15 protein-coding genes are annotated in these 12,268 nt (G+C 34.3%); 5 read left to right on the top strand and 10 right to left on the bottom strand.

Annotation, left to right across the window (positions count from 1 at the left end; translation table 11 throughout):
- Positions 1-624: 624 nt before the first annotated feature.
- Complete coding sequence (locus tag NFS43_RS17360) at positions 625-1,617, bottom strand: DUF5677 domain-containing protein (RefSeq protein WP_251554012.1); 993 nt, start codon at positions 1,615-1,617, stop codon at positions 625-627.
- 100 nt (positions 1,618-1,717) lie between these two features.
- Positions 1,718-2,431 (bottom strand): hypothetical protein, encoded by a 714-nt coding sequence (locus tag NFS43_RS17355; protein WP_251554011.1) that lies wholly within the window; start codon positions 2,429-2,431, stop codon positions 1,718-1,720.
- Between the two features lie 239 nt (positions 2,432-2,670).
- On the opposite strand from NFS43_RS17355, the gene NFS43_RS17350 reads away from it, so the two are divergent.
- Genes NFS43_RS17350 through NFS43_RS17340 form a run of 3 tightly spaced genes read left to right on the top strand, consistent with a single transcriptional unit; the run spans position 2,671 to position 4,414 of the window.
- A complete protein-coding gene (locus NFS43_RS17350) occupies positions 2,671-3,141 on the top strand; it encodes a hypothetical protein (RefSeq protein WP_251554010.1) in 471 nt (156 codons plus the stop codon).
- A 15-nt stretch (positions 3,142-3,156) separates the two neighbouring features.
- Positions 3,157-4,203: a serine/threonine-protein kinase gene (locus tag NFS43_RS17345; RefSeq protein ID WP_251554009.1), complete on the top strand. Its 1,047-nt coding sequence runs from the start codon at positions 3,157-3,159 to the stop codon at positions 4,201-4,203.
- Between the two features lie 22 nt (positions 4,204-4,225).
- Positions 4,226-4,414 (top strand): hypothetical protein, encoded by a 189-nt coding sequence (locus tag NFS43_RS17340; protein WP_251554008.1) that lies wholly within the window; start codon positions 4,226-4,228, stop codon positions 4,412-4,414.
- A 142-nt stretch (positions 4,415-4,556) separates the two neighbouring features.
- On the opposite strand, the gene NFS43_RS17335 is transcribed toward NFS43_RS17340, so the two are convergent.
- The 4 genes from NFS43_RS17335 to NFS43_RS17320 form a co-directional block, all read right to left on the bottom strand.
- Entirely contained in the window at positions 4,557-5,321 is a 765-nt protein-coding gene (locus NFS43_RS17335) for a hypothetical protein (protein ID WP_251554007.1), read from the bottom strand.
- 15 nt (positions 5,322-5,336) lie between these two features.
- A complete protein-coding gene (locus tag NFS43_RS17330) occupies positions 5,337-6,152 on the bottom strand; it encodes a hypothetical protein (RefSeq protein ID WP_251554006.1) in 816 nt (271 codons plus the stop codon).
- Positions 6,153-6,459: 307 nt separating this feature from the next.
- The gene (locus tag NFS43_RS17325; protein WP_251554005.1) at positions 6,460-7,059 is read right to left on the bottom strand and encodes a hypothetical protein; all 600 of its coding nucleotides are present in this window, start codon (positions 7,057-7,059) and stop codon (positions 6,460-6,462) included.
- 287 nt (positions 7,060-7,346) lie between these two features.
- A complete protein-coding gene (locus NFS43_RS17320) occupies positions 7,347-7,835 on the bottom strand; it encodes a hypothetical protein (RefSeq protein ID WP_420910340.1) in 489 nt (162 codons plus the stop codon).
- Between the two features lie 261 nt (positions 7,836-8,096).
- Here NFS43_RS17320 and NFS43_RS17315 point away from each other — a divergent pair, with 261 nt between their 5' ends.
- The gene (locus tag NFS43_RS17315; protein WP_251554003.1) at positions 8,097-8,609 is read left to right on the top strand and encodes a helix-turn-helix domain-containing protein; all 513 of its coding nucleotides are present in this window, start codon (positions 8,097-8,099) and stop codon (positions 8,607-8,609) included.
- Positions 8,610-8,804: 195 nt separating this feature from the next.
- Positions 8,805-9,023, top strand: a complete 219-nt coding sequence (locus tag NFS43_RS17310) for a hypothetical protein (protein ID WP_251554001.1) — start codon at positions 8,805-8,807, stop codon at positions 9,021-9,023.
- 378 nt (positions 9,024-9,401) lie between these two features.
- Here NFS43_RS17310 and NFS43_RS17305 read toward each other — a convergent pair whose 3' ends face one another.
- The 4 genes from NFS43_RS17305 to NFS43_RS17290 all read right to left on the bottom strand — a co-directional run bounded on the left by NFS43_RS17305 (position 9,402) and on the right by NFS43_RS17290 (position 12,248).
- Positions 9,402-10,196 (bottom strand): hypothetical protein, encoded by a 795-nt coding sequence (locus NFS43_RS17305; RefSeq protein ID WP_251554000.1) that lies wholly within the window; start codon positions 10,194-10,196, stop codon positions 9,402-9,404.
- A 13-nt stretch (positions 10,197-10,209) separates the two neighbouring features.
- Positions 10,210-10,413: a hypothetical protein gene (locus tag NFS43_RS17300; protein ID WP_251553999.1), complete on the bottom strand. Its 204-nt coding sequence runs from the start codon at positions 10,411-10,413 to the stop codon at positions 10,210-10,212.
- Between the two features lie 118 nt (positions 10,414-10,531).
- Positions 10,532-10,858, bottom strand: coding sequence for a DUF771 domain-containing protein (locus NFS43_RS17295; RefSeq protein WP_251553998.1), 327 nt, complete (start codon positions 10,856-10,858; stop codon positions 10,532-10,534).
- Between the two features lie 46 nt (positions 10,859-10,904).
- Positions 10,905-12,248 carry a TnsD family Tn7-like transposition protein gene (locus tag NFS43_RS17290; protein WP_251554015.1) on the bottom strand — a complete coding sequence of 448 codons (1,344 nt, stop codon included), beginning with the start codon at positions 12,246-12,248 and terminating at the stop codon, positions 10,905-10,907.
- Positions 12,249-12,268 lie beyond the last annotated feature (20 nt).

Here is a 12,268-nt window from a genome sequence, read left to right as displayed (position 1 = left end):
CTACCGGTCGGGTACCGACTATGTGGCAGTGGGGACCGACTTTGTAGCAGAGGGAAGAGGAAAGTTACAGCTATATATAATAGAAAAAAGAATAGAGAAATAAGAATGGCATCCTAATTCTAAGCTCTTATTCCATTAAGCCATCTTAGTACAATAATATTGTTCTATCTTGAGAATTGATTAATTCAATATTTTTTAGTTTAATAGAAATATGATGTATCCAAATGAGGATAGGGTCGGGCTTTTTGCAGGCGGGTGTTTGTGCCAAGGGATACATTTGTGCTTTATTTCTTTATCATTATTGTTGTTTCAGGAACGTCACTCTGCTTCTATGGGATGTCAAAAGGCGGTAATGTTGAATTGAAAGTAGGTAAGTGGTCATTCAAATATGAACCCTCTACTAGAAAGGATACTCCTGATACAACGGAAGACATCAAGAATTGACAACAGTAAAGAGCCTGAAAAGGCTCTTTCGGTTTTTCTAACGCAACAGACTATAAGGTTGATATAAGATGCGATGTTAGGAAAGCAACTAATACTCATTGATACACTAAATTGCTTAGTTATTTTTAATCATGAACCTGAACAAGTTTTTTATGATTATACATGTCTAAATATTATCATTTATCTATCTAAACCTTCTAGTTCCAATTCCTTTTCTCTAACATTCTTCTTTAAATCTGTCCATTCCCGTTTAAGAATATTTACATCATTCTCTACAAAAATGACCTCTTCTTTTAAATCCTCCTCCTCTTTGTTTATATCTTCTATACCAGTTAGGTTTTTCAAAATATTGTAAGCTATATCTACATTGGACCTAGATTGGCCTGTGACTAAATCAAACGAAGCAAACACAAAATAGTTCTTTTCAAATTCTTTTATTCTTTCCTTTCCAACATCAAGCTGGTGACAATATTTCTTTAGAATCAAGTAGTAACAATATATAGTATCGTTTAGAATAGATCTAATCATATCTATATGTAAATCTAACTCCTCTTCAGGTTTTATGTATTGCAATTTATCACCGATATTATATAAAAAGTAATTTTCAATGCTCATATTAATATGAACGAATTTAGAGTATGTTCCATAATGTTTTTTATATAAAGCAAGTAAATTTGATTTCTCTGCTATTTTCTCGACAGAAGGAGTTTCTTTGAATGTACCTTTTTTTTTATCTTCGTATAAACTTTCACAATCCTTAATGATTTCTTTACGCATTTTCCAAAGGGCAGTTTGTGATACATATTTAATAGAATGAGAATTAATAAGGGAATTTAAAATTTTCGCTTGCTCCTGACTCTTCTCCCGAAGATAATTTGAGAATGTATCAGTAATAATTAAATACTCTTGTCTTATGAGTATTTCAATAATCTTCCTTGAAAGTAAAATAGCATCAGGGTAATTCTTCTCGTTTGCTAACGTAATAAAGCTATTAAAGCTATTAAATGAACTTAGTAGGAATACCTTTAAAACCCTTTCTTTAGCCATGTCATTATAGTTAAGATCATTAATAATGCTTTCATATAATTCATTTAATTCTTTTATTATTTGTATTCGGTATTCAGCATTATTTAACAATTCACTAATAGTCTTTCCTATCGCTTTTTTATCCAAAAAACACACTTCCTTTTAGTGTTTGTCATTCCCTACTGGCTACAGCTTGCTCCATAGTTCCTAGAAATTGCATCCCTTAATAACTGGGATTTAAGCATAATCAAGGTTTTGATAGATGCTTAGAATTTCTATTTTTCTTTTCAAGCAAGGAAGCTAGGTTTTGAGCAGCCTGTTCCTTCAGGTATGGCCGATAAAACCATCTAGTCGGGTGTGACCATCTTCCGTTTTCAAGGGAGTAAACTATGTTAGTAAGTTTTTTATTAGAAATCCACTTTTGCAGTTCAGCAGTCTCCCTGGGGAAAGCTGTTTTTGCAAATCCTGCTATTATAAATGGGGAATCAAGGAACCATTCACTTCTGGCTTTTTCATCGTAAACATTAGAATCTAGTAATTTATTCTCTTCCTCAGATTTTTTAAGTTCTTTAAGGAGACGAATATGGACTCCTTCCGCTTTGTTGCTATCCGTTTCAACAAGGTTCGACTGGTTATAGATAGGAAGGTATCCATCCGGCATTGTTCCGTACACTCTATTGTAAGCTAATCGGACGACATCTATGATTATCTCCATTGTTTTATCCGGAACATCTTCCCCTTCCAAATAGTCATAATTCCCCCTTCCATTTTTAAAGTCTACCCAGTCTTTAAGGCTTTCCAATTCGTAACCGCCCGGATTAGTCATCATTGCAGATCCTATTTTTATATCTGAATTGCCAAAAATAATGACTGTTTTATCCCTGAATAAGTGAACCTCTTCTCCATCAAAATACCGACAGAACCTCGATTTTACGATTTCAGGGTACTTTTTTTTACCCATTGGCACACTCCTATGAGTTCAAAGGTTTTTACTGTATAATACCATCATTTTTGAAATCCAGCAGGCTTTAACAAACATGCAAATGAAATTTACCTAGATAAAGTCAATTGGTATTAATACAAAGGAGTCGGTAGGAGGAAATCTACCGTATTTTAAATTCTAGAAACATTTTTGAAGTTGAAGTTGGGAAATTTTATATTAATATATATGTATATACCTAAATTTGGGAGGATACTTCTTTGAGAACACTCGGAATACGTGTTGAGCCAAAATGCGTCCATTATAGCGTGGTTGAAAACAATGGCGATTCAATAACATTAAAAACAGTTGATTCTTTAACTGTTCCGTTAGCCCTAGATACACCTAGAAGCCTATCTTTTATAAGAACATCTTTAATTTCTTTGATAGAAGAATATGAAATAACAAAAGCTGGCATAAAAGTGCTAGAAGGAAATACTCGAAGTTTAAGCCAAAGTAAATTTCGTTTAAATGTTGAAGGTGTAATACAAGAGTTATTTGCGAATTCTACTGTAAATGATTATGTTTGTGCAACAAAAAACTCCTTAGCGTCTCTTTTGGATGCAGATGTAGAGGAGATAACTGAGTTAATTGAAGGGGAACGTAATGTTTTTGAACTTGAAAGTTGGGAAACGTACCAAAAAATCCAAAGGGAAGCAATCATTACGGCAATAGCTACCGTATACATTTAGATTAGGAGGTTCATAATGATTCTAACAAATACAACCCTTCAATTCCTCATAACTGAAGAAATCGGCTTGGAAGGGAGAAATTCTAAAGTCTATTTAGCTTTAGACCCACAACTAAACAGCACTGTGGTAATTAAAAGAATAGTAAAAGGTCAAATGAACTATGATGAATTTTTTAAAGAAGCACATATATTGTATAACTATCCCCATCCACATATCACAGAAATCAATTATGGAACTCAAGATAACGATTATGTTTACATATCTATGCCTTTTTATCAAAAAGGATCAATTAATTCTCTAATGAATCAAAGATTTTTGACAGTAAGGGAGATAATAAAATATTCTATAGACTTCTTAATGGGATTACATTATATTCATACCAAAAATCTAATCCATTTTGATGTAAAACCTACAAATATATTAATTAGTGATTCAGATCGGGCGATGTTGACTGACTTTGGGTTAGCCAAGTTTGTAGATGAAGATAGTATGGCAGCTGCAGATATGTTTTATACGCCAATAGAACCCCCAGAGCACTTTATCACCGATGATTTAACAGCCCACGCTGATATATATCAAGCTGGAGTAACAATGTACAGAATGTGTAATGGGAATAACTACTTCCACATGAAATATCATGAACTTGTTAGTCAAGGTTTAAAAAATCAGGCAATTATAAGTGGAAATTTTCCGAATAGGAATTTTTATTTACCTCACATTCCCGTACAGCTCCGCAGAGTTATTAATGATATGATGAAAGTGGATCCTGATGACCGACCAAACACTGCTTTAGAAGCAATAAATTCCCTGGCTAAAATTGACAAATGTTTGGATTGGCAATATACTTTAGATACAAATACAGGAACAGAGGTTTGGACTTTAGATAAAGAAAATTCAATCCTTAGCATTTCTTTATCACGTATTGATTGGTCAATAATCGGGAGAAAGTATACGAAGTCATCACGAAGAACCAATAACGTAAGTGCACTCACAGATAATAGTAGCAATTCAGAGAGAGAGGCATATACTAAAATTGCTACGATGATTAGAAATCATAATTAAAATTCTTTAGGAGGGATTGGGGTTGAGAAACATTAGGGTTATAACTGATGAATTAAATAGAAGTCAATTAGCCAATCCATTTCCTAAAGGAAGCATAAAAGATAGATTGGTTAAAAGGAAATCAGTAAATAAGATAAACAATTTTACCACCGTGGATTTCGGTAATCTATATGGTAAAACTGTATCTATAGATAAAAATAAAACGTTTTAACTCCATCAAATGATGGAGTTTTTATATTTCCCACTTATGGTGAGTCTGCGGAAAATCTTGTGTAAGTAAAATCTAACAATCTTCGCAAGGCAAGATATAATAGGTAAAAGCATCATTTGTCAAATTGCTAAAAAAAGGGCAATTAATGCTGATTTTTCTCCTTTTTCACTTCAATCCATAGTGGGTCAAAGTCATGATTGTCACGAGGATTGATTTCATGAGCCTCAAGATAATTTTTAACGTTGTGTAGGGCGTTATCAATCATTTTATTTAAAAATCCAACTGGGTGATACATTTCCCAACTTTCTGTTATTAAAGTTAAACCTGTTTTACTGTCTTTTCCCAACACGCTGTAATGAATATAGTGAGGTTCAACTTCCTCGTCAAATAATTGAGTAGCTCCTTTCGCTCTTGCTTCATGAACTAAACTATTTCGAAGTTTCCACAACAAGGAGACATGATTCAAACTTTTTAATTCAACTCTAAGAATATTTGTAACACCTCTTGGCATTAGTTCTTTTAATTGTTCATATGTTGGGTCATAACTGAAAGGAACTGGTTGACAGTCCGGATACTTATGTAATTCTGTTTTAGCAAAATCCTTGAGCCTTAAGAATGTCCCCTCCTCTGTTTTATCCAATAAATGTACCAATTGTTGCAGGCTTATTCTTTCAGCATTTTCCCACTCACAAAACTCCAAAATAAACTTCTCAAACATATCCGTTCGTTTATTTCCAAGCCTATTTCCGTACACTCCTTTTGCCAACAAGTCTATAACGCTAAACAACAGTGTCTTTTTATGATTTTCAATATATTTTTCACCTTGTATAACATTTATAGAGTTTCGTATGTCGTTTACGGCATACATATAATTTTCAATATTTTCTTGTAATTGTTCATCTGACATATTGTATCCCTCACATTAAAGAACTTTCTCCTCTGATTCCACAAGCAGAAAGTCCAACTCCAAAATTGAGTGGATTGCATGGAACAATCTCAAAGCGTCTGCTCGTTTCCAATTGCTCGGATTGTCCCGTCCGTGTAATACCCAGTCTCGATTGATAATTCGAAAACGTGTTGTGTTTTTATCAAAGTTACCTGCCTTGAATACTTCATGTAAAAATTTCATCACAGAAACGTAAATAATTAAATCTATCTTGTCTTGTTCAAATTCCTGTCTTACTGTTGTGTACTGGTCTCTTAATGGAGGTCTCCTCTTTCCTTTATTTGAAGCTATGTATTTTTGAAACCTTGGTGTAATGAGCATGTGAGCAAGATTTTCGATAACAATAAATAAATTTGGAATAATTATCAAGTGGTTTCCGTTTTCGTAATTATCAAAGCATTGTTCAAGTAGGCCCTTCCATTCTTCAATAAACTCGTGTTCAAGAATATCCTTCTTCATTAGCTCAAATTCATTTACAGTGGAGTAGTAATCTTCAAAGGCTTTGTCCAGATCTTCCTGACTTTCAAATTTGGATAATTCAATAGTTTCACCGGGGGTCATATTCATAGGAAGCGTCCAACCTTTACTAGCTAATATTTCACCAGCGTCTTTCCAATCTTTTTCTAATTTACCCCAATTGATTTCTGCTAATGGAGCAATTGTTTCTCTCCATGCTTCCTCCAAGCGATTATGAATCTGCTCCCCAAACTTAGCCAATTCAAGAGCAATCTTTTCCATTCCTTCAAGCCTTGGAAATACGGAATTTTGTTTTGCCTTATTCTTGTCCTCCAAGTCTGTTCACCTCTCCTCTAATTCAAGGGTAATCCAAATCTTTGTTATTCTTTTCTACCAGCAAGCCTTGAGATTTCAAGGTGTAACAACGTACATTATCAAACATTTTAATAGAAATAAATTAGAACGTAATAATGATTATCTTTCGTCTAAACTAATGCCCGCTTTAATTGAATAAAATAAACCGGAACGAATTGTATCCTGTTCGCTGATTGTTCTTTAGCATTTTTCCAATTTGCTTATTTTGAAATCAGGAAGGGAAAATCCTCCGGTACATGTATACGTTGTTTAAAAATAGTTGAATACATTATTGATTTTTCACACGTTCATAATTCCTAACTAGCTCAACGGTTTCGATAAGAATTATATCAATATCCTGGATCATTCTATCCAATTCGGACAACAAAGAGCTTTCCTTATATCTGAATGGAGAGAAATCTATTTCGTTACCATTTTGTTCTTCTGGATATCTAATATTAACATGGAAATTTGAACTATTAAGGCGTTTATTGAGTTTATTAAATTCAGTGAATAATTTATTCTTTGGACTGCTGCCACTATACTTGGACATCAAATCTATTAAACCATCATTAAATTTATGTTGTTTTCTCAAAACACCCAACATCTGGTCCATATTTTTATGGTTCCTGGGAATCTGTTCTCCGTACATCTTCATGAACCCTTTAAGTAATAGTTCTAATCCGTGTTGCATTAAAAAAATAGAAGGAACTAATGTATTAAAATCACTCCATTTAGTAGCCTCAAAATATTGATCCCATTCAATTGGATGATCTTCAATCATAAACCACTTGTTATTATTAGTTCTTATCTGTTCCATTATTAGCTTACTTGTTTTGAGATATTGTTCTGATAATGAAAACCAAATATTATGATTGTTACTTATCATATTCCCTCCCGTTTTCCTCCTCATTTTATTGAAATTTTGTAATATTTATAATCCTATTAAAATAATTCCGTAAAAGCGACTTTTTCCCTCCTTGTAATGATGACCAAAATATTTGCTTGTTACAATAACCGACATGATTATTAGAAGGACAACAAAAAGGCTGCCGCAGCATACTAATTATTCAACAAAAGCACCCGTTAGTTCAACAAGGTCTTTTTTGCTTTTTATCATCTTTTTCAAAAAGATACGCTACCCTTTATTTGAAAACCCCAAAAGATACGTATTCTTTATTGAAAGTCATTAGGTGCCCAGGTAGCAATATCGTCCCCAGGAGTAGCAACTATCAGCCATTGGTCGCCTCCATATCCAGCACCATCTCCGACTTGCCAACATTCATACATTTCGTGGTGACCGTTTACAAACATCGTTAAACCAGATTGAAAAACCATAATGAGGTGTGGGACGGTTTTACCTAATTTTACGTCTACAACTTTGTCCCTTCTTAATTTAAAGACTAAATTCAATTGCTCATCTTCAGTTAAATCATCCATTTCATCTTCTGAGTTTGGATAATCTATAATTTCTGTTGGAAAAAGAGTCCATTTTGACTCAATGTTAATCCACAAATCATCTGGTTGTTGGCTGGACTCATAATGCATAAATCGAATAAGAATCGCTCCTGGTCCAATACCGAATTTTAATCCATCTAATTGACTGCCAATAAATAAATGTTGAAGTGCCCTTTCGGCAAATTGCTTTTTTTCAACGTCCAACATTCTCACCTCTTCGTGAAAGCACATATTTCCCCCTATAATTCAACACACTTCAACTAATATCCTTCTTGAGCTAACCTGCCAGTTAGTCTAATAACAGCATAGCCTTCCTCGATGTAAGTTTCTATATCAAATCATACATCTAAAAAAATATAGAAAAAATAACATGACAATTTACACACATCGTGTGTGTGTGTGTGTTATATTATATACACACATTATATATTGATAGATTGCATTATATTTAAAAGGAAGGTGTAGGAATTGGAAACAAATTTGCGAACAACAAAAGAAATAAGCGAATTACTGAATGTTTCAGAGGAAACCGTCCGAAGATGGATACGTAATGGGGATTTAGATGCTCAACTAGATGGAAAGAGCTATTTAGTTGATGAAGAAACACTTAATAAATTTATACAAGAAAGAGCAAAGGTACCAGGAACAACTATTTCAAAAATGGCACCTTTATTGGGTGGAGGAGCTTTAGCAACAGCAGCGTTAACGGCTATAATTCCCCATCTTGGAGAGATTTTAACCAAAGCAGGGGCTGCTGGTTTGTTGAGTAAAGCAGCAAAATCTAAAGCGAATGGTGAAAATTTAAAGGAGGCAACGATTGAATTAACGGATATAGAGGCTTACATTGATGCTTTGCAGCGAAAGAAAAAGAAAATTGAACTGGAATATCAAATGAAGTTGCTTGAAATCGAAGATGAAATTGCAGGTTATATGGTACTAAAAGATAAGTTTAGAAATAACGAGGACAATTCGGGAAACTAGGGACCGAAAGTAGTTGTTATTCGGGGTGTTACAAAAATACTAATCAGCGTTCTAAAAAAATACTTCTATAAATTTGGTGTCAACGAGTCCGCTATCTCAAAAAGACTGTAAAAATACTTTAGCAAACTCCAGCCAAGATTTACATAAAGGGAACAGGAACGGATCTATGAAAAAACAAATAAGGGAGGAACAAGTATGATTATTAAAAATGGCGAAAAAGAATTTCAATTCGGCAGTTGGGGAGATGTATTTTTAGGTACCTTGGCAATTGGTGGAGTTATATTTTTAGGCAATAGGTTAGTTGGAAGAGACGATCTACCCGAAGTTCTTGATAAAGCATCAAAAATCTTTAATTTCGAAGACATTAAGAATAAAAGCATAGAAAAAAATATAAAAAGAGCATGGAATAAATAGTTTCGTAGTTCGTTTAAAACCTCTAACCATTCGGTAAGGGGTTTTTTATATTCTATTTTGGGCAAGACCCCCGATATTAAATGTCCCAATCATTCGTTAAAGTGCCGTCACAACCTTGTTTTATCTGTTTCATGAGACAGTTGCACACATTAATGGATCGCTGAGATACCGGTTCCTGTCACTCCCCGATACGGTGTCCTGTGTCGATTGCTCATTTTTTTAACAGCATGTTTGCTCGATGAATGGATGGACTGCCTAGACTTGCTTCTAGCAGGCTTTTTGAAGACGGAACCGGATCAAGATTGAATTCCTTCGATTTTTACATAAAAAAACCGAAGGTCTGCCGGACAAATGCCGAAAAACCTTCGGATTCTTTATTTAATGCTTTGGTTTCATTTCATTAATTATATTTTGAAATATTTCATCTTCTTCTTTTTCAATTCGTTCTCTTTCTTTTCTTATTTCTTCGTTGTCCTTTTCCACAATAGCTACAAGTTCATTATCTTCATGCCAATGTTCCATAAAATTCTTTACTAATTCCATATTTGATATGCCATTTAACATATCACTGTCTACATGAAGGTTTCGCATTAATTCTCCAATTTCATTTAAGTAGAGGGCAAATACTTTTCCTTCAATTGCAAAATCACCATTATCTCTTGAAAAATCTGTTCCGTTGGTATTGGAAATAAGGTTTTTAACTGCTTTTACGTGCAAATCTAACCCACCGAAATGTGCCAATTCCCTATCATCGACACCCTTTACAGAAATGAATAAGTCATTACCTCTCCGATCGACATCATGTGCTTCGAAAAAGCTATATTCTGCAATATCATCAGAATCGAAATTTTCATCTTCCTCATCAAAATCATCTAATGCAGCCATATGTGCCAAATTATCAAGAATAATTTCTTTCCCTTCTTCAATTAATGCGTTTACTTTAGGGTTATCCTTATATCGCTCCGCTTCTTTATCATTCCAAGTAATGACCATTTCAATCTTGTCATTTAGGTAGCCCCTGATGGTTACAATCGTTTTAATATCACAATCTCCATCAACCCATGTTACTTCATCCACTTCAATCTCCTCGAAGTTAGACTCAATTCCTCTGGGGGAAATTCCAATACCACCGCCAATATCACTTAGTTCAATTACAACCTCTAATTCTTCCATAGTTTCTCCCTCTTTACTGTTTGTTTTGCTCTTTTTCTAATATTGATTTGAAATGCTCTCTAGTTGTAAGTAATTGGTCGTATTCTTGATTGATTACATATCTTAGGGCTGATGCTTTTGAAATCTTTATATTTAGGCTAATTTCAAGATATTCTGCAATTTCTTCTAACTTTCCCATGGTTTCATTATCAATTCTTACAGTTGTGTAGTTAGCCATTGTATCACCCCTTTGTTACATTGAGTATACACTATGTAACATTTTGTAGTAAACAAAGATATTATTATTTTTAATAAAACGACCATAAAGGCCCCTACTTAAACATCTATTAGGATACTTATTTTCTTAACTGAAATATTCTTTGAAAATTCCCCTCCAGAAATTCTGCCATTTTGGTAGCCTGAAAAGCCCATGGTTGTCCCTTTGTTTCGGGATAATATACAAATCCTCCGTTATCAATATCAAGAATCTTTTTAAATCTTGAAGGGAAAAGAATATTTTCTTTTATCCAATCTGATTTCTTATTTATACGTTTCTCAAGGTCCTTCATATTCCAGTAGACCCCAGTCAACTCATTCTGTTTTAATTCCTCGTATTCAACTCTTGTAATTAGCACCATATCCTCTGGAATTGTTATTACTATTTCGGCTTTAAGTTTCTGCAAAATTCTCCCCCCATGGTTTTTCAAAAAGCATTCGAAAAACATGATTTTATAAATAAAAATGAATAATACCTTTTACTTCGTCATAAAATTCCGGTTTAATGGCAGCTTCCCTTAGAACCCTCCATTCCTTAATATCCTCTCCCCTCTCTCTCATTTCATGAATTACGAACTCTACCCTTCTGATACGAAAATCCCGCTCTGTTTCAGAAACTTCTTCTATGAACTTCTTCGTTTCCAGTAACTTCTCCAAATGCCTTTCCAATAAGGTTCTTTCTCCAATTCCATCGCCAAGTGACTTAACCGTAATTCTTATTGGCTTACCAGCATTTCTTTTAAATCCATCAGTAACCTCCCGAACCTTCTTTAATATCTCTTGATCCCGTTCCTGCCAATTTACACGATTATTTACAGTTTCCATCTTTTGTTTTTCCGGTGAATTCACGTTTAGCCAATTTCTATCGTTTCTATATAAGAAAGCATACACCGCAGGACTTTTACTTCTCAATTGGGTTTTTGAATGATCTGGGTAATCCCTTTGCAACTGCATCCATTCTCTACGACGCTCATTTATCAATCCCTGGGTATTCTGAATACCCTTCTTCAATTCAATTTTTGAGTTCATTTCCTCTTTATATTTAATTACGGTATTAGTATCCACACCTAACTGCCGAGCCGTTTCACGATAACTCAACCCTTTATCTAACAAAAATTGAAGGTCCTTTTTCCAAAGGAAACCAAAATCCATAATTCGAGTATACTTATAACAATCAGTTTTGTTTTGGTCCATTCCCTTTCTCGTGTAGGAAAAGCCACAGGTGGGACAAGTAAACCTCCCAATTGGCTTCTTCGTCTTTTCACACCTTCTAATCGTTACATCTTTAATGACTTTCTTCTTATGATCCGGACATACAGCATTTAGACAGGGCCAATTTGGATGTCCAAATGGATTGTTTTCAGAGGAAGTCGCCTTGAACACCTCATCTACATTTAACCCCAGAAAAATGAGCATTAACAAATGGTAATACGGGTGGAACGATTTTCGATGTTTTCGTGAAAAGTTGGAAATCCATTGTGTCTCTCCACTATCTATGTAAAGGCATCCTAATAATTCTTCGGAGTGAAAATCATAAAAGGCTTCATTCAACGCTTTCTGCTTTACTTGACCTTTAAAACTGGCAAATCCCCTTTTTATCAAATGATGATGATAAAACTCTGTAAAATGGGAAAAAGATCGGTTTTCATACCGCCCATTCAGCAAAAGCCCTGCCTGAAGAACAATATCCTTTAATTGATGCAAAATATCCCCGCTTGCTTGTCTTTCCTTAGCCAAATCACAGTTACTGGTAGTCGGCAATATAAGGGCGTGTTTGTTTGAGTGGGTAATTGGCACTGTGCTATCCTCCAGCCAAA

This window comes from Neobacillus muris (assembly GCF_943193175.1).
Taxonomy (GTDB): Bacteria; Bacillota; Bacilli; order Bacillales; family Cytobacillaceae; genus Neobacillus; species Neobacillus muris.
This window is presented reverse-complemented; position numbering and strand designations above follow the sequence as displayed.